The 16,435-nt window shown below is 38.1% G+C and carries 19 protein-coding genes; 5 read left to right on the top strand and 14 right to left on the bottom strand.

Annotated elements, in window-relative coordinates; genetic code table 11:
• The first annotated feature begins 13 nt into the window (after positions 1 to 13).
• Both CWD91_RS16905 and CWD91_RS16900 read left to right on the top strand, forming a co-directional pair.
• Positions 14 to 370 (top strand): 6-phosphogluconate dehydrogenase, encoded by a 357-nt coding sequence (locus tag CWD91_RS16905; protein ID WP_103442145.1) that lies wholly within the window; start codon positions 14 to 16, stop codon positions 368 to 370.
• Between the two features lie 5 nt (positions 371 to 375).
• The gene (locus CWD91_RS16900) at positions 376 to 927 is read left to right on the top strand and encodes an acyl-CoA thioesterase (protein ID WP_103442144.1); all 552 of its coding nucleotides are present in this window, start codon (positions 376 to 378) and stop codon (positions 925 to 927) included.
• On the opposite strand, the gene pgl is transcribed toward CWD91_RS16900, so the two are convergent.
• Positions 924 to 1,634: a 6-phosphogluconolactonase gene (gene pgl / locus CWD91_RS16895; RefSeq protein WP_103442143.1), complete on the bottom strand. Its 711-nt coding sequence runs from the start codon at positions 1,632 to 1,634 to the stop codon at positions 924 to 926. The two genes, CWD91_RS16900 and pgl, sit on opposite strands and share 4 nt — an antisense overlap.
• 19 nt (positions 1,635 to 1,653) lie before the next feature.
• Positions 1,654 to 3,186 carry a glucose-6-phosphate dehydrogenase gene (gene zwf, locus CWD91_RS16890; protein ID WP_103442142.1) on the bottom strand — a complete coding sequence of 511 codons (1,533 nt, stop codon included), beginning with the start codon at positions 3,184 to 3,186 and terminating at the stop codon, positions 1,654 to 1,656.
• 189 nt (positions 3,187 to 3,375) lie between these two features.
• On the opposite strand from zwf, the gene gndA reads away from it, so the two are divergent.
• Positions 3,376 to 4,785 carry an NADP-dependent phosphogluconate dehydrogenase gene (gene gndA / locus CWD91_RS16885; protein WP_103442141.1) on the top strand — a complete coding sequence of 470 codons (1,410 nt, stop codon included), beginning with the start codon at positions 3,376 to 3,378 and terminating at the stop codon, positions 4,783 to 4,785.
• An 81-nt stretch (positions 4,786 to 4,866) separates the two neighbouring features.
• The gene (locus CWD91_RS16880) at positions 4,867 to 5,148 is read left to right on the top strand and encodes a hypothetical protein (RefSeq protein WP_103442140.1); all 282 of its coding nucleotides are present in this window, start codon (positions 4,867 to 4,869) and stop codon (positions 5,146 to 5,148) included.
• A gap of 347 nt (positions 5,149 to 5,495) precedes the next feature.
• Here CWD91_RS16880 and CWD91_RS22830 read toward each other — a convergent pair whose 3' ends face one another.
• From CWD91_RS22830 to CWD91_RS16865, 4 genes are all read right to left on the bottom strand, one after another.
• Positions 5,496 to 5,639, bottom strand: a complete 144-nt coding sequence (locus CWD91_RS22830) for a hypothetical protein (protein WP_192877688.1) — start codon at positions 5,637 to 5,639, stop codon at positions 5,496 to 5,498.
• A gap of 266 nt (positions 5,640 to 5,905) precedes the next feature.
• Positions 5,906 to 7,183, bottom strand: coding sequence for a tetratricopeptide repeat protein (locus CWD91_RS16875; protein WP_103442139.1), 1,278 nt, complete (start codon positions 7,181 to 7,183; stop codon positions 5,906 to 5,908).
• Positions 7,184 to 7,274: 91 nt separating this feature from the next.
• Positions 7,275 to 8,042, bottom strand: coding sequence for a DUF4331 family protein (locus tag CWD91_RS16870; RefSeq protein WP_103442138.1), 768 nt, complete (start codon positions 8,040 to 8,042; stop codon positions 7,275 to 7,277).
• 25 nt (positions 8,043 to 8,067) lie between these two features.
• Positions 8,068 to 8,748 (bottom strand): DUF4331 family protein, encoded by a 681-nt coding sequence (locus tag CWD91_RS16865; protein ID WP_103442137.1) that lies wholly within the window; start codon positions 8,746 to 8,748, stop codon positions 8,068 to 8,070.
• 178 nt (positions 8,749 to 8,926) lie between these two features.
• Between CWD91_RS16865 and CWD91_RS16860 the strand changes: the two genes are divergently transcribed.
• Entirely contained in the window at positions 8,927 to 10,114 is a 1,188-nt protein-coding gene (locus CWD91_RS16860) for an LETM1-related biofilm-associated protein (RefSeq protein ID WP_103442136.1), read from the top strand.
• A gap of 92 nt (positions 10,115 to 10,206) precedes the next feature.
• Here the strand turns inward: CWD91_RS16860 and CWD91_RS16855 are convergent, their stop codons facing one another.
• The 8 genes from CWD91_RS16855 to CWD91_RS16820 form a co-directional block, all read right to left on the bottom strand.
• Positions 10,207 to 10,962 carry a LytR/AlgR family response regulator transcription factor gene (locus CWD91_RS16855; protein ID WP_103442135.1) on the bottom strand — a complete coding sequence of 252 codons (756 nt, stop codon included), beginning with the start codon at positions 10,960 to 10,962 and terminating at the stop codon, positions 10,207 to 10,209.
• A 37-nt stretch (positions 10,963 to 10,999) separates the two neighbouring features.
• A complete protein-coding gene (locus CWD91_RS16850; RefSeq protein ID WP_103442134.1) occupies positions 11,000 to 11,323 on the bottom strand; it encodes a 2TM domain-containing protein in 324 nt (107 codons plus the stop codon).
• Complete coding sequence (locus CWD91_RS16845) at positions 11,323 to 11,652, bottom strand: 2TM domain-containing protein (RefSeq protein WP_239985824.1); 330 nt, start codon at positions 11,650 to 11,652, stop codon at positions 11,323 to 11,325. Before CWD91_RS16845 ends, CWD91_RS16850 begins: the two co-directional genes overlap by 1 nt.
• Entirely contained in the window at positions 11,652 to 11,954 is a 303-nt protein-coding gene (locus CWD91_RS16840) for a 2TM domain-containing protein (protein WP_103442132.1), read from the bottom strand. Before CWD91_RS16840 ends, CWD91_RS16845 begins: the two co-directional genes overlap by 1 nt.
• An 89-nt stretch (positions 11,955 to 12,043) precedes the next feature.
• Positions 12,044 to 13,381: a 2TM domain-containing protein gene (locus CWD91_RS16835; protein WP_103442131.1), complete on the bottom strand. Its 1,338-nt coding sequence runs from the start codon at positions 13,379 to 13,381 to the stop codon at positions 12,044 to 12,046.
• Positions 13,382 to 13,457: 76 nt separating this feature from the next.
• Positions 13,458 to 13,712 (bottom strand): hypothetical protein, encoded by a 255-nt coding sequence (locus CWD91_RS16830; protein ID WP_103442130.1) that lies wholly within the window; start codon positions 13,710 to 13,712, stop codon positions 13,458 to 13,460.
• A gap of 691 nt (positions 13,713 to 14,403) precedes the next feature.
• The gene (locus CWD91_RS16825) at positions 14,404 to 15,537 is read right to left on the bottom strand and encodes a Gfo/Idh/MocA family protein (protein WP_103442129.1); all 1,134 of its coding nucleotides are present in this window, start codon (positions 15,535 to 15,537) and stop codon (positions 14,404 to 14,406) included.
• 12 nt (positions 15,538 to 15,549) lie between these two features.
• Positions 15,550 to 16,407, bottom strand: a complete 858-nt coding sequence (locus tag CWD91_RS16820) for a sugar phosphate isomerase/epimerase family protein (RefSeq protein WP_103442128.1) — start codon at positions 16,405 to 16,407, stop codon at positions 15,550 to 15,552.
• Positions 16,408 to 16,435: the final 28 nt, after the last annotated feature.

Raw genomic sequence — 16,435 nt, 5'->3', positions numbered from 1 at the left:
CTAAACGATCAACATGAAAAAAATACTTGGATTAACCCTTCTTGGCCTGGTCCTAATTATAACTGCCTATTTTTTATTTGTATATTTTGTTCCCTATAGTGAAGGTATCCGCTCTGGAGAACTTATAAAAATAAGTCATAAAGGAGTACTTATTAAGACATGGGAAGGCGAGATAAGTCAAGGAATATCCGGTGCACAGATATTCTCTTTTTCCGTATTAAAGGACGATGTAATTGCCAAATTAAAAGAATACCAAGGAGACTACGTAAAGGTGACCTATATAGAGCGTTACCGCACTTTCTTTTGGTTAGGTGATTCCAAATATTTTATCACTGCAGTTGAAAAGGAAAAATCGCCCCACTTAAATTAAAAACGATGGACAAATTTAAAACAGCCAAACAATCCAGATTATCCATAACCGAATTAATGTTACCCTCCCATTCCAATTTTGGTGGTAAGGTACATGGCGGCCACATATTAAATTTAATGGATCAAATAGCCTTCGCCTGCGCTTCAAAACATTCCAGAAAATATTGTGTAACGGCTTCCGTAAACAAGGTCGATTTTTTAAATCCAATTGAGGTTGGGGAACTGATAACCTTAAAGGCTTCCGTGAATTATACAGGGAGAACATCCATGGTCATTGGTGTCCGGGTCGAATCTGAAAATGTGACCACAGGAAAAAAGAAACATTGTAATTCCTCCTACTTCACTATGGTCGCCAAAGACGCCGAAGGAAATAGTACGCCTGTGCCCGGCCTAATAATTGAGGATGAGCAAGGTGTACGCAGGTTTACCCGTAGCATTCAAAGAAAAAAACAGGCAATGTCACGAAGCAGTCTTTTTGAATCATCCCAATTTAAAATTAATGACCATTTAAAGGATTTGGACAACGAAAATGTCCTGATCAATCTGAATCCTGCCTAGTTGATCTGAGCAGCGGCCTCCTCGTCCAAAAACCAAATTAAATCCCCTGAGGTAGGCACTACCAAGGAAGCTGGATAGCTGTCATGGCCTTCTTCCTTCGTAATTATGGCTCTCACCTTTTCAGCCTTACTACTCCCGGTCACCAAAAACGCTACCGTCCTGGCATTATTGATCAGTTTTCCGGTTATGGTAATTCTTCTTTGTCCCGAATCTGGATGTACGGCCACTTCACAAGTATTTTTGGAACCCCAAAGATCTATTTCATGGGGGAATATAGATGCCGTATGTCCGTCATCACCCATACCAAGGATAACAAAATCAAATTGAGGTATGTTGTTCACTATGGGCAATTCTTCTTCCAAGACCTTGCTATATCTTTCGGCCTCCAACTCCGGTAAGTCTTCCCCGTGAACACGGTGGATATTATCCTTTGGAATATTGATTTTGGATAATAAATGCTCCACCGTCATTTTGTAATTACTTTCAGAATCGGTAGGTGGAACACAACGCTCATCTCCCCAATACAAATGAACCGTGGACCAATCCACATCCTTGTAATGCTCTGCCATATAATCAAAGACTACTTTGGGCGTACTGCCACCGGACAAAGCAATATGGGTTGTTTTGTTTGTTTTTATCTGTTCTTCCAAATAATTGGAAAAGATTTGGGCAACTTCCAATTTGGTAGGGGATATGTTTATTTGCATCTATTATATTTATTGATAATTACTTAATAACACAGAAACCGGGGTCATCGGCCAAGTTTTCACCGGGATTCCGCCATTTCAGGTCGCCTTCCAACAGGTGGTCGGAATTTGTTGGACCCCAGACCCCTGAGGAATATCCATATATATTTACATCCGATCCGTTCTTCCAATAATCCAATATGGGATCAACAAATTCCCAGGCCGCTTCCACTTCATCCGCCCTTGCATAAAGCGTGGCATCTCCCTGCATAGCATCCAATAATAATCGTTCGTAGGCATCCATCACATTGTTATCCACCAAATTGGAATAGTAAAAGTCCAGATTGGCTCGTTCCACAGTGAAGCCCTGACCAGGAACTTTTACCCCAAATTTGATAAGAATGCCTTCATCTGGCTGAATCCTGATAATCAACTGATTATCCTTGTTGTTCATGTCAGAATTTTTAAACACTTGGTGATGTGGCGATTTAAAATGTATGACCACTTCGGTTACTTTGGTAGGCATTCTTTTGGCAGTTCGCACATAGAAGGGAACATCTTTCCACCTCCAATTATCTACAAAGAATTTTATTGCCGCATAAGTCTCTGTTTTTGAATTGGGATCAACGCCATCTTCTTCCCTATAGCCTTTCACTTTTTTTCCGTCTATAACAGACGAAAGATATTGCCCCCTTACCGTATTGCTGTATAAAGTTTTCTCATCGCGCATAATTCGCAATGATTTTAATGCCTTAACTTTTTCGTTTCTAATTTCCAGTGCGCTTGCATCTATAGGTGGTTCCATTACAATTAATGACACTATCTGTAACAAATGGTTCTGAAACATATCTCTCAGAGCTCCGGATTTGTCATAATAGCCACCCCTTTTTTCCACTCCAACACTTTCGGCGTTGGTAATTTCTATATGGTGTATGTAATTCCTATTCCAAAGAGGCTCAAAAATACTATTGGAAAAGCGAGTGACCAGTAAATTCTGAACCGTTTCCTTACCTAGATAATGATCAATTCTGTAAATCTGGGATTCATCAAAATAGGTTTGTAAACCAATATTAAGTTTTTTGGCCGTTTCCAAACTATAACCAAACGGCTTTTCAACAATGATTCTCTTCCAACCGTTGGTCTCGTTATTTAGGCGTTGTTGGGAGAGGTTTTTTGCAATTACCTCGTATAGACTGGGTGGTGTTGAAAGATAAAAGATATAGTTTTCCTCAGTATTGAATTTATTGTTTAGATCGGATATTCTGGTGGCCAACTTACTGTATTCCTTATTATAATCTTCGCCCAAATCCTCATAAAAAAACTTGTCCGCCAGGGTGTTTATAAAATCCGAAGAAGCATCCTTTACCTTGTTCTTAAGGTATGTACTTTCCAAAACTACCTTTCGCCTAAACTCACCATCGGTCATGTTACTTCTACTTACCCCCAATACCACAAAATTCTCAGGAAGCTGTTTTGCCTTGTATAAATTAAATAAAGCCGGTACCAGCTTTCTAGCAGTTAAATCTCCTGATGCCCCGAAAATAACAAGCATTTGATTTGCTGTTTTGTTCATAATATATTTATTGGAAGTTTTGTTCAATTTGTTGGGTTTTTAAAACTTTGGTACTAAAAACCGTTTAATTGATTATTTTTGATTTTTGAATTATCGTGCGAAGATAAAACTAATTTAGCTTATTCATTTATAAACAAGGACACTTAACAAAAGCCCCTTTATTTTGTTAAATAACTTTAAGATAAAAACATGGAAAACACATACGATTTTGGATTGATTGGCCTAGGTGTCATGGGACGTAATTTTATATTGAACGTTGCGGACAACAACTTTTCGGCCATGGGATACGATCTTGATGATGAAAAGGTAAATGCATTAATTGAAGAAGGACAAGATACCAAAAGAGTAAACGCCTCAACAGATATCCAATATTTTGTAAAGTCCCTGGCAAAGCCTAGAAAGATTATGCTTTTGGTACCTGCCGGTAAAATTGTGGATTCCGTAATCGAGAGCTTATTGCCACATTTGGACAAGAACGACCTTATTATAGATGGTGGAAATTCCTTTTTCACGGATACCGATCGTAGGGAAACTTATCTACAAACCAAGGGAATCCACTTCTTTGGTTCCGGGGTTTCCGGGGGAGCAAAAGGCGCTAGACGTGGCCCCAGTATCATGCCAGGCGGAAACAAGGAAGCCTACAAAGAAGTTCAACCTATTTTTGAAGCAGTTTCCGCTAAATTTAAGGGAGAGCCCTGTGTGGCCTATTTGGGACCTAAATCTGCCGGTAACTATGTAAAAATGGTACATAACGGAATTGAGTATGGCCTAATGCAACTTACCTCCGAAATATATGATCTTTTAAAAAAAGCAGGAAAATACAATAATGATGAACTGCATGCCACATTCGCTTCATGGAATAATGGCCGACTACAATCGTTTTTAATAGAAATATCCGCTGAGATTTTTAAGCAAGAAGATGACAAGGGTGATGGCAGATTGGTAGACAAAATATTGGACAAGGCCAAACAAAAGGGCACTGGAAAATGGACTTCCCAAAATGCTATGGACTTAGGTATTCCAATTCCCAGCATAGATATAGCAGTAAGTATGAGGGAAATTTCTGCCTTGAAGGAAGAAAGGATTTTAGCAGATAAGCTATACAATAGGCCAGAGCCAGCAATAATGGACAAAAAGGAAATGGCAAAATGGGCAGAAGAAGCACTTTACTTTTCCTTTATCAATACTTATGCGCAAGGTCTTCACCAATTGGCAGTTGCCTCTGAAGAATACGGCTATGACCTAGACCTTTCGGTAATCGCTAAAATTTGGAGGGCAGGTTGTATTATCCGTGCCGGATTGTTGGAAGATATTTCTATGGCATTTACCAAAGACAAACAATTGCCCAACCTCCTATTGTCCCCACAATTTGTACCCAAGGTACAATCTACGGTAGCGGCGGCAAGAAACTTAGTGGCTTATGGTGCCAAAAATGGTATTCCTTTGCCAGGCCTTTCCAATTCATTGACCTATTTTGATGCCTACACCTCAGGCAGATTGCCACTGAACCTTATCCAGGCACAGCGTGATCATTTTGGGTCCCACACCTATGAGAGAACCGATATGGAGGGAATATTCCATACGGAATGGGAAAAATAATCACCAGTTTTATATCGGTTTTGAATACTAGTTTATTTTGGCTATTTTTAATATGAATTAGAAGTAGCCAAAAAAAATAAGATGAGCGGAAGCATTCAGGATATGAACAATAGAGTGAATCAGAATCGCTCTTTAAAACCGTCCAATAGGGCACGGTTTAAGGAAAGTAATCGGGACAATATTTATTCTGATTCCGAGGCTTCCACAACAAAACTTACCTTTAAGCAAGTCTCCGAAATTGAATTAAATAAAATAAAGGACAAAATCAATAGTAAGGCTTTAAAAGATAGGAAAAGAGAAATGTATATATTTCTTGTCATCGTATTAACGCTCGTGGCAACTCTTTTAATTCTCTTTAAATAAACAACTATTGCCATATACCAATTATCCCTACTTTCCGCTTCCAATTAGTCCAATAAAAGGTATTAAACCTCAGGGCAAGCCCTGAACCCAATAATAGGAAACGACCCAACGGTCGAGGTATTGAACCTAGATCCCGCCGAAAAAGGCGGGATTAGTTCAACTTTCAATTTTCAGTGCGTCTTACTGACTTCTCAAAATTGAGTTTCACTAATAAACATAACAAAATAGTTGCTAGATCTAAATATCCGCTGCCTTCCCTAATTAATTTCGAACCGAATTCTATAAAATATCCAATAGGAACTGGAGTTCAGTCATGGATAAACAACGCCAACCAAAAGTAAGGGGCCTTAAGCGCTATATTTCTTCTGAAATTTATAATTGGTCTTTTTTAAATCTTTACTTATTTCCAAAGTTACAAGATGTGCCTTTATAATCTTGACATAAGAAAATACCATTATAAACATCCAAGCTGCGAAAAGATAATATTCCATAATTGTTTAATTTTAGATTAGTAACAAAGGCATTAAATACAATGCTTAATGTTTTTATTTTAAAATACTTACGCAATAAACCTGAACCAGGTTTTACGATTGAACCACTTATTTTGGTTATACATCGTATTTTCAAAAAATAAAAAAAAGAACACCATGACATTGAATGCCATGGTGTTCCCACCTAAAAAACAACTAAACACACCTTACTGTTCATTAACACCAAATCGTAAATAACAGGTCCTTACCTCCAATGTCAATTTGCTCTAAAGGTTCATTATTTTGCTCTCCATAGACGGTCCAAGCTCATAGATTGCCCCCAATAATTCTGTCTTTAATTCCTCCACCTTTGAATATTCTCCTGTTGCCTTGTAGATCACTGCTGATCTATAAAGTATTCCCGGCTCAAATGTTTTTCCTTCAATATGTTGTTTTACAATCTCCAAAGCCTTATCCTTTTGCCCAAGTTTATAATAACTGTAGGCCAAAAGATCATATGACCCAGGTGTTGATCTGTTATTCACCTCCACTTCCGCTACCTTTAAAGCCCTTGTGTATTGCTCTGTCTGCTCCAAATACATACCAACATTATAGACATTGTACATAGCTCCGTAGTCCGGGTTTGCTACGGCTATGGCATAACTATCCAAATTATTTGCCATCTCCGTCCTATCGCCCATGTACTCTGCTATCTCTGCCTTTAAAAGGTAATAATCAGGTGATAGGTAATTCTTGGTTACAGAATCCAATATTCGCAATGCTTCCTTTGGATTTTTTTCGTATGAAAATACGATCCATGCAATTCCTTTCTTGGCATATGCATTTTGCGGATCCAATCTCAGGGATTTTAAATAATGCTCATAAGAATCCTGAATTCTTCCAGCATGACCATAATAATCCGCCAAATTAGTGTAGGACCACAGTATTATAGAGGAATTCTTGGAAGACTCTGCCCTTTCCTTGGCCTTTTCCATAAAACGGATGGCCGTTTCCAAATCCCCTTTATGATCATTCCACTTGGCCAATCTTATCAAATAATCAAAATCGGACATATTTTTAATACTATCCAAATAATGCCGGGCCTTGCCATAATTACCCAATTCCATATGTATATCAAAAAGTAATTTTTGCGATTCCCCAACCCCGCTACCCATGGCTCTAGAGGAATTTGCCAATTCCAAAGCTTCTTTAAATCTGTGTTGCGAAATATAATTTCGGGCCAATGCCCTGTAATACCCAGATTTACCTACAGCTGCAATTTCAACAGCCTTATCAAGGGCCCTTTCAGCCATTTTAAGTTGTTTTATATCTCCCGTTTCTTGAAAATACCTGTTGTACTCACCTGCAACTATACCAAAACTCATCAACTGCATGCTATCTGGTTGAATCTTGGAATTCCAAAGCTCAAAATATTTTGACGTTTTCTGAGATTCCCCGAAGCCTAGAAAAACATTGTAATCTTCGGCTTGTGTAATTCGCTTGGACGATTCCTGTGTACAGGAAACCGCAATAAACAGGACTATTATTATAAGTGAATATTTCATTGTAGAAGGTTTTATTGTTTTAGGTGATAATTTTTAAAATAAGGGAGAACTATTTCCATTCTCCCCTATCCTCCTCTTCATAGATAAATACCTACTCCGGATTTCCCACGTATGGAAAACTGGCGGAGACCGTTGCTGTTAGGGCCACTCCGTCCGAAGTTAATCGTGGTGTATCAGGGTTACCGTCCATATCCTTATCGGAACCGTCAAATCGATCTCCTTCCGCCCCTCCAAATAATAATATCAAACTAACATCTATGACATCATCTGTCAAGTTTCTTCCGGTAAGTGCTACTTCGTCCCCGTCCGGAACCAAAATTCTTCCGTCGTTGTCGAAATCCGTACCTGGATTAAAATAAGTAGTGGGCAAACTTGGTGAAATCTCCAAAACATCTGCTGCCAGGTAACCGGTCAAGGTTGCTGCATCCAATCCCAAAATATTATTTTCATAATTCAGGTCAGCCGGATCAATACCCAACAAGCCGGCATACACGTCATAGTATTGTTCCAATCTAGCTTCGTATCCAGCCTGGAAAGTTGTTCCCATTTCTGAAGGTATAGTTCTGTTTTGTGCATCCTTAACACTTGGTTGACCTTCCATATCAAAACCTAAAACCGTATTTATTCCTGGTCTTCCCATGTGATCCACTTGCGTAAAGCTTCCAGAGAAATCGGTTACGGTCATACAGGGTTCGCAAGAACCACCACAATCGATACCGGTTTCACTTCCATTCATAATTCCATCATCACAAGTGGACATAGCTATTGGATCCATCATGTCATCATCGTTATTACAGGCAGTCAATAACGCCAAACCTAATATTGGCAAAAGCGCATATTTTATTGTATTTAGTTTCATAATTATAGTTTTAAATAGTTAAATGTTATTGTTTTTTGTTCGTAGTAACCCAAGTCTTATACACGTTCAACCCCAATGCATTCTGGCCTGTAGTGGCACCCAACAAGGAGTTGGGAAGCTCTACAACGATAGACATGGTGTTTTTACCTTCGAAGGTATCCACGGCCTCCTCGGCTGTTTTAAATCCACCTGGGGCCATCCCCCCGATTACAGCATTGAATTGAAAGAAATCGAAAAAGAACGTATCCTGTCTTGGCCCTGCAAATAATGTAGCCCCATTCGCTGTTGTGGCCTTAATGGCAGTAGTTCCGGAAATTTCAACACTCCCCAAGGGAGAGTCGACCAAGACCTCACTGTCCAATCCCGTTTTTAAAGGTGCTACCGGTCCAAAGAAATACATCCTACCCTCTCTTGGTATGGCCTGAATAACCAAATCCTCTACCAAATCACCATTCGTATCAATGTTGATTTCCGTCAGGACTGTCTCATCAAAGCTTCCATAGGCCAAGTCCGGCACCACATTAGTTTGAAGATCCACCACAAAAACCGTGTTGTCCGACCCTTCGGAAGGCTCAAACCCATAAAAATCAGCGATATCCGCCGTAGTGCCCATAGAGGAAGGAGCATCTATGTGATCCGCTGCAATCAAAATAACTCCTGCCGCTGCAAGGAAGCCAAGCCCTAATAATAATTTTGTCTTTTTCATAATTTCGATATTTTTTAGATTAAAATCACCCTTACCTACGGAACTTAAATTGTGAGGGTTTGGTTTTAAATGTTAATATTATGTTAATGCTTAAATATGCCCTTTTGCCGAAAAAACGGTTGCAATAAGAATGAAGTCCCATATTTTAATTTAATTTTACCCTCTAAAATTTGGATCTATGAATCCTTCGGCCTCTGGTTGGATAGATAAGTTTGGGTATCTCGTAAAGGACAATAATGATTATTTTAGCTCCTTTGAAGAATTATATGCCCTATTAAAAAGCACTGGATTTGTCTATGGGATAAATTTGGACATACCCCCTTTTATTATTAAGGATGTTCCATTATCGGAAGACGAAAAGGCCAAGATTAATTTAATAACTGCACTTTATTATACTTATAAGCTCAAAAACACGGAACCCAATTTCGAAGCTTTCTTGGGATATATCTTTATGTTCTATAAAGATTTGGGGATTAACAGGATTTCTTTTTTGAACAAATTTCTTACTGGAAAGAAAACATCTGCGAAGCTTGAAAACCTTTTAAACTCAAGAATCTATTTAGAGGACAATGTAATTAGCAAGACATTCAATAACATCATTACCAATTCCCTTCTTTTTATAGATGTTCTAAGTTTTAAACGATATCTTGAAGGTGAAACTTCAATAAAGGAGTATGCACAACGCTTGGAGCATATCACCATAAATATCACATATCACACTTTAAACTCGAAAGAGAAAAACAGGAATGACGAAAAACTTGCGCAACTTTTTGCCTCCTCCCTAACTTTTATTGAGAGTGCGAAACAAAATTTTGATGGCTCCTATAGGAATGAATTGGTCCGTAAATATTCCACCTCGGAAAATAGGTATTTTCTTGATGTTGCCTGTCTAACGGTTTGGGAAGATCAGTCCTTGGATTATACCGAATCCGAGTTTATTTTTGGCATTGGAAGTGACCTAGGTTTTGACCCCAATGAGATTGCAAATTCACTTCGGGATGTTACTGGATTTTTTAATTTGAATGCGGACAAAATACCTCATTTAAAAGACCATAATTTGGCCGTACAATTTTACGATAGTATGTCTAAAATTGTAAATAAATTGATCTTAAGAAACAGTAAAAGGTTGCAAAAAGAATTATCGGAAAGTAAGGAATTGGTCACACTACTTTCCAAATCCACCGTTAAGGATCTTAGCCCGGAAGAGAAGAGAAAAGTACAAAATCAACTACTGGATATTTTTAAAAGTATTCCTTCGTTGGCGATATTTATTCTACCAGGAGGAGCAGTTTTGTTACCAATATTCATCAAATTAATTCCTAAATTACTACCTTCCTCCTTCGACGACAATAGAGTTGATGAATAGCAGTAAAATGACCCAAAAACACTACTATAAGAAAAACCTATGGTGAATTATTTTTAATATTAACTACATTAAAATCAATTAATTAGATACTTTTACTCTAACCATAACTTAAAGTCCTTTACTCTTTCCCTACTCACTATTATTTCATGCCCTTTTAAGTGATTCAGTTTAATTTCCAATCTGGAATTGGTGTATGAAACAATATCTTTTATATGACTAATATTGATATAGAATTTTCTACTCACCCTGAAAAATGATTTAGGGTGAAGTTCGTATTCCAAATTTTCCAACGTAAGGTCCAAAAGATAATTTCTGCCATCGATAGTGGCCGCATAGGTGCCTTTGTTCTCACTGTAAAAACATTCTATTTCTTCCGCATTGATAATTTTTAAATGCTGTCCCACACTCACTGTAAACCTCTTTTTATACTCCCGTTCCAAAGGGTTGACCAACAGCTTTTTTATATCCTCAAAATCGAGCGACATTTTCTGCTTTTCAGGCTTAAATGAAAGGTACTTTTTTACGGCAATTTCCAATTCCTCATCATCGATAGGTTTTAACAAATAATCAATGCTGTTTAGCTTAAATGCCTGCAATGCATATTCATCATAGGCCGTGGTAAAAATTACTGAACTTTGGATATCAACAGCTTCAAAAATCTCAAACGAGAGTCCATCCGAAAGTTGAATATCCAGAAAAATAAGTTCCGGATGTTTATTTTCCCGAAACCAAACAATAGCCTCCTCAACGGAATAAAGCATAGTGGATACCTCTACCTTCAAATTAGCCAATAATCGCCCCAATCTTCTTGCGGCTGGTTTTTCATCTTCAATAATGATTGCGTTCATTTGTGCGGGTTAATTGTTTGGTTAAGTTATAAATTCCCTATTCCTCCATGTATTTTCGAATTTGCCTTTCTTCCCAATTTCTAAAAAACGCGGGTTTCAATTTGAAGTAATAAATTCCAATTACCAACAAAACCACCCCCCATATGATTGGAATAAAAATGATATTCCATTCCATCCACCCTAAAAATTCTTGGTCCTTAACTCCTTGGTCTTTAAAAAAGTTCATGATATTTTCTTTAAATGTAAAAAGAAGGACGTTCATTAGGAGGTAAATTGCTACATGGGCATAAAAATTTTTTAGATTATCAACCCATTTTTTCGCTTGTATGTACTTTTCGGAATCGTAATTGTCCATTTCCATTATCTATATCTTTCGGATTCCTTTTTTTCTTTCTCCATATACTTACGAATCTGTCTATCTTCCCAATCCTTATTAAAAAACGGATTGTAAGAAAAGACCTTTAAACCGTGAAACACTAGGCCAATACCCCAAAATAACCATACAGCAATTGTTCCAAAATCCCAGAATGCCTCCAAAAATGATTGCCCATTACCCATGCTGCCAATAATTTTAACTGTAGTGATCATTAAATTTACCGCAAGATAAACTGCCAAATGAATATAAAATCCCTTTAATTCCTCTACCCGTTTTTTGGCAAGTAGCATTTTTTTCTTCTTGTTGTAGTCCATTATTTCCATCTGTTTTGTGGTTCATCCTCCCGCATATACTCTTTTATTTTTCTTTCCTCCCAATTCTTCCCGAAGAAAGGATTGAGACCAAAAACTTTTACTGCCTGAAACACCAGCCCTATTCCCCAACCAAAAGCCGCCCACAAAAACCAAGCGTACTGCCATTTGTTGGTATAGTAATTTATAGCCGCTAGGAACATTATAAACATAAGGTAGGACGCTAGATTTAAATAGAATTTCTTAATGGTTTCCACCCTCTCCTTAGCCCTGTAGTATTTACTTTCCTTATCTAAATTTTCCATGTTTTATTTTTATTTCAAAATTCGGTACACATTTCCACTTTTTCAAAAGAATATTTATGAACTGTTGAATTCAAGGGATGGATTGTGCCCTAAAAATTTTCATTATCCATGTATTTTCGAATTTTTTTCTCTTCCCAGTTTTTACCAAGTAAAGGATTATAGCCAAAAACCTCCATGCCGTGAACGGCAATACCAAATCCCCAGCCAACGGCAGGAAAAAGGATCCAAGGAAAACTGGTGGTATTGTAATTAACAATGGCCAAGATAGGTAGCACTACACAATACGAAATAAGATTCACATAAAATCCCTTGATAGCCTCCACCTTCTCTTTTGCTTTTTGATAACGCTTATCCTCCAAAAATGTCTTGTGCGTTTCCACAACCCCAATTTTTTGAGTTAGTATGGGAAGCTTAACAGTGAAATCTACATTCGTTCTTTGAATCTGAACTTCCCTTTTGGAAAGAATGTGGTAGCGCTCCTGTATATTCCGTAGTCCAACCCCACTACTTTTTTTTACAACCTGCTTTTCCTGCAAATTATTGGACACACAAAGCATTCCGTCTTCCACATATACGCGTATGCGTAAAGGCTTGGTTGAAGTAACCACGTTGTGCTTTACTGCATTTTCCAACAAAAGCTGAAGGGACAGGGGCACAATTTTTGTTTCGGCCCCACTGCCCTGCTCTGGGATATCAAAAACTATACTGTCCTCAAACCTCATTTTTAATAATCGTACATAAGTCTTGGCAAAAGCAAGCTCCTCATCCACTGTCACCAAATCTTTGTTCTTTTGTTCCAAGACATAACGATATACCTTTGAAAGGGAAGTAGTGAATTTTTGTGCCTGCTCCGGGTCCTCCACAATTAAACTCGTAAGCACGTTTAGACTATTAAAAAGAAAATGGGGGTCCAATTGATTTTTAAGAGCATCAAACTTGGCAGAAGCGGTACCTGCAATTATTTTCTGCTCCTTTACCTTATTTTCCTGGCGATACTTAAAATACCAAGCCAAATAGAATACCAATGAAATTAATACCGCAAGAAACAGTGAAACTTTATAATATTCCGGTTTCTCACCATTCAAAAAATCAGAAATCGGCATTTTTTCGAGTCCCACCCGTAGAATTAAACGGGAAATAAATATTCCGGCCAAGGAGAGCAGTATATTTCCGGAAATACCCATTAAAAAGAGTTTTCCTCTATAAAACTGATTTTTATATTTATCCAAAAGAAATTGGATCCAGTAGGCGTTTACCATATATAGAATTACAGCAAAAATCATATTGCCATAGTATTCCTCCAATGCACGCTGGTATGAGAAACCCCCATCAAATTTTCCCATAAAAAAGAAAACGGCAAGAAATACGAAATAAATCAATGTCCCAATGAACACTGCATTGCCTAAATGTTTAATAAATCGCATCATTGATTATAATTTACTGACCGGCCATAATAACTCACCAACATTTCTATTCGGCTTTCGGAATTACTGAATTACTGAATTACTGAATTACTGAAAATCTTGGATTAAAGTTAACAAAAAGATCGCACGGCAAGGCTATTTTTACTTCATTGGAATAGACATCCTTCCCACAAAACAAAGTTGCTTCCATAGTAATTCTTAGTATTGACACCTCTCCATTACAATATTGAAACACAGGCGCTGAGACGACATCATTTTGTAATTTACTTTGATCTTGTCCTGACGCTATTTGATTAACGATTGTAGCAATAATGATTAATATGATTTTTTGCATAACCAGGTTTTATTTTATTTTCAACCATGCAAATGTGAATTAATCTAAAATTATAGGGAAATTGATTTTACCCAGTTGTTGTATTCCGGGGATGGGCTGGGAAAGGGAAGTGTTATAAATAGAAAAGAGGACGCACCCCTACGTCCTCTTTTAAAATGCAAAAAATAGTTTCTTTTTAAAAACTTATTTTTCTAGTCTTACTTATGAATGTTAAATTTAACATTTATTCTCCTACGAAAGGTTCTTTTTCGAAAAAAAATTAACTCAAGCCGTAAAACTGAATATATCCTCTAAGCGGATTGGTACCTAATCCCATAATCGTTATTCTCCCAGAATAGGACATACTTTGAATTAACCAACAACTGAAATAGCCGACGTGAACGTGAAATTGCAATCCAATACAGGTCTTGGAATTAATATAACAAAGGGTAGGGCCATACTTAAAATAGAAAAGAGGACGCACCCCTACGTCCTCTTTTAAAAGTTAAAAAATAGTGTCTTTAGCAAAAAACCATTTTTTAAGTCTTACTTATGAATGTTAAATTTAGCGAATTTTTCAATACGGAAGGTGCTTTATTTGCAAAAAAAATAACTCAATCCGTGATTTTAATTCAGGATAAATTCCTGCTACACTCTGTTTCTTACATAATTTGTCACTTTATACTAATGTTTATAAAATACTAAAAACAAACTATTTACCGGAAAAAGTAAACTCGGGCAACCTAATAATCTCCCCGCCCTTCAGTGCGGACTCATGGGCCAGAATACCTACACAGGTAATATTGGCCGATTGCTTGGCATTCGGATAAGGCGATTTGTTCAGCACAAGGGCATTTACAAATTCATGTACCAGATGTGGATGCGACCCCCCATGACCGGCTCCCTGGGTGAATGAGAGATGTTGGTGCTCGTCGGAGTCGTACACCCCTTGTGTGGTGAAATGTTGTATTTCTTTTGGCAATAATTTTGCGAAATCCGGACTTTCCATTTCCTCAGGAATTTCCGGTTCCGGCTTTTTGGCCGTGTGCACCACCAGCGGTTTCCCTTCGATCAAAGGCCATTCCACTGATTTCTTTGACCCATATACCTCAAAACTTTCGCGATATTGTCTTGCCACATCAAAAAGGGATCTATACACCTGGGCGCTTAAATCCGAATTCCGAAATTTAATATGAGTGGTTTCCACTGCAAATGGCGAGTTGTAATGAGGTATCAGCTCTTCCCGTATAGTTCCGGACCCAAAACAGGAAACGTACTCAGCTTCACCTCTTGTAAGGGCTAGAACTGGTCCTACACAATGCGTTGCATAATGCATTGGGGGCAGGCCAGGCCAGTAATTGGGCCAACCATCCATATCCTGTTGGTGACTGGCTTTTAAAAACTGTACTTTCCCCAATTCACCATTTTCATACAACTCCTTCATGTATAAAAATTCCCTGGCATAAACCACGGTTTCCATCATCATATAAGTGAGCCCTGTTTCCTCCGTCAAGCGCACTATTTCCTCACATTCTTCCACGCTGGTTGCCATAGGTACGGTACAAGCAACATGCTTACCTGCTTTTAAGGCCTTTATAGACTGGATGCCATGATCTGGAATGGGTGTATTAATGTGCACGGCGTCTATTTCCGGATCCTTCAGGAGTTCGTCATAGGAAGTATATCTTTTATCAATTTTGAACGTATCTGCCAACTCATTTAACTTGGCTTCGTTTCGCTGTGAAATAGCCACAAGATTGGCGTTTGGATGCTTCTGGTAGATGGGAATAAATTCTGCTCCAAATCCCAAACCCACGATAGCAATGTTTACTTTCTTAATGCTCATCTTATCTTAATTTTAATTAAATGTCCTTTTTAAAAAATCGATTCCTTCTGAAGCGAATTCGTCCTGACTCTTGGCCAAATTCTTCCAAATACACACGGCTCCGGCCAATTCCTTAATTTCCGGGGTAAAGCTTTCTATCACAATTGCCCCCTTATAATCAATCGCCTTTAATCCATCTGAAAAATCGGACCAAGGCGTTAATCCGGTACCAGGAATTCCCCTGTGGTTCTCCGAAACCTGAACGTGAATCAATTTGTCTCCTACCGTTTTTATGGCTTCTGCAATATCCCCTTCCTCAATAGTCATATGAAATCCATCCAATAACACCTTGGCTCTATTGTGATTGACATCTGCAATAAAACGCATGACATCCTCGGCGGTATTGACCATGTCGGATTCAAAACGATTTAGGGGCTCCAATGCAATGGACACCCCATGATTCTGTGCCATTGTACAAACTTTGGCAATATTGCGTACCGCTAAGTCCCATTCCCGTTTCCGATCTTCCTTGGAGAGCATTCTTGCCTTGCCTACCGCCGCATACATGGGACCTGCCAAAAAATCTACTTCCCACAGATTACATAATCGAAAACATTTTTCAATGTAGTCGAAGCAATTTTGATGCACTGAGACATCCTTATGGGTCAAATCTTTTGTTGGCCCAAATGCACCGCAAACAACCGCTTGTAGCCCAGTGTCTTTCAAAGCACTTTTTATGACTTCCCCATTGATCAATTCCGGCTCTTCTACCGGGATTTCTACCAAATCATACCCCATCTTTTTAATTTTAGGGAACAGGGCAATAGATTGGGAATTAAATGGTGATTCCCAAAGCCAGGTGCTTACACCATATTTAATATCATTTGTCATTATAGAATAATTACTTTAAATAAGTTCC

This window comes from Arenibacter hampyeongensis (genome assembly GCF_002909255.1).
In the GTDB taxonomy this organism is placed as follows: Bacteria; Bacteroidota; Bacteroidia; order Flavobacteriales; family Flavobacteriaceae; genus Arenibacter; species Arenibacter hampyeongensis.
Note: the sequence above shows the minus strand (reverse complement) of the source record. Positions and strands in the feature narration are given on the sequence as shown.

What these genes read in the sequence shown, in the direction of transcription:
- gndA (WP_103442141.1), top strand. Translation starts at nt 3,376, where the DNA reads ATGGAAAACACATACGATTTTGGATTGATTGGCCTAGGTGTCATGGGA.
- CWD91_RS16875 (WP_103442139.1), bottom strand. Translation starts at nt 7,183, where the DNA reads ATGAAATATTCACTTATAATAATAGTCCTGTTTATTGCGGTTTCCTGT.
- pgl (WP_103442143.1), bottom strand. Translation starts at nt 1,634, where the DNA reads ATGCAAATAAACATATCCCCTACCAAATTGGAAGTTGCCCAAATCTTT.
- CWD91_RS16850 (WP_103442134.1), bottom strand. Translation starts at nt 11,323, where the DNA reads ATGGAAATGGACAATTACGATTCCGAAAAGTACATACAAGCGAAAAAA.
- CWD91_RS16820 (WP_103442128.1), bottom strand. Translation starts at nt 16,407, where the DNA reads ATGACAAATGATATTAAATATGGTGTAAGCACCTGGCTTTGGGAATCA.
- CWD91_RS16830 (WP_103442130.1), bottom strand. Translation starts at nt 13,712, where the DNA reads ATGCAAAAAATCATATTAATCATTATTGCTACAATCGTTAATCAAATA.
- CWD91_RS16845 (WP_239985824.1), bottom strand. Translation starts at nt 11,652, where the DNA reads ATGGACTACAACAAGAAGAAAAAAATGCTACTTGCCAAAAAACGGGTA.
- CWD91_RS16900 (WP_103442144.1), top strand. Translation starts at nt 376, where the DNA reads ATGGACAAATTTAAAACAGCCAAACAATCCAGATTATCCATAACCGAA.
- CWD91_RS16870 (WP_103442138.1), bottom strand. Translation starts at nt 8,042, where the DNA reads ATGAAACTAAATACAATAAAATATGCGCTTTTGCCAATATTAGGTTTG.
- CWD91_RS16825 (WP_103442129.1), bottom strand. Translation starts at nt 15,537, where the DNA reads ATGAGCATTAAGAAAGTAAACATTGCTATCGTGGGTTTGGGATTTGGA.
- CWD91_RS16835 (WP_103442131.1), bottom strand. Translation starts at nt 13,381, where the DNA reads ATGATGCGATTTATTAAACATTTAGGCAATGCAGTGTTCATTGGGACA.
- CWD91_RS16880 (WP_103442140.1), top strand. Translation starts at nt 4,867, where the DNA reads ATGAGCGGAAGCATTCAGGATATGAACAATAGAGTGAATCAGAATCGC.
- CWD91_RS16840 (WP_103442132.1), bottom strand. Translation starts at nt 11,954, where the DNA reads ATGGAAAATTTAGATAAGGAAAGTAAATACTACAGGGCTAAGGAGAGG.
- CWD91_RS16905 (WP_103442145.1), top strand. Translation starts at nt 14, where the DNA reads ATGAAAAAAATACTTGGATTAACCCTTCTTGGCCTGGTCCTAATTATA.
- CWD91_RS16860 (WP_103442136.1), top strand. Translation starts at nt 8,927, where the DNA reads ATGAATCCTTCGGCCTCTGGTTGGATAGATAAGTTTGGGTATCTCGTA.
- CWD91_RS16855 (WP_103442135.1), bottom strand. Translation starts at nt 10,962, where the DNA reads ATGAACGCAATCATTATTGAAGATGAAAAACCAGCCGCAAGAAGATTG.
- zwf (WP_103442142.1), bottom strand. Translation starts at nt 3,186, where the DNA reads ATGAACAAAACAGCAAATCAAATGCTTGTTATTTTCGGGGCATCAGGA.
- CWD91_RS16865 (WP_103442137.1), bottom strand. Translation starts at nt 8,748, where the DNA reads ATGAAAAAGACAAAATTATTATTAGGGCTTGGCTTCCTTGCAGCGGCA.
- CWD91_RS22830 (WP_192877688.1), bottom strand. Translation starts at nt 5,639, where the DNA reads ATGGAATATTATCTTTTCGCAGCTTGGATGTTTATAATGGTATTTTCT.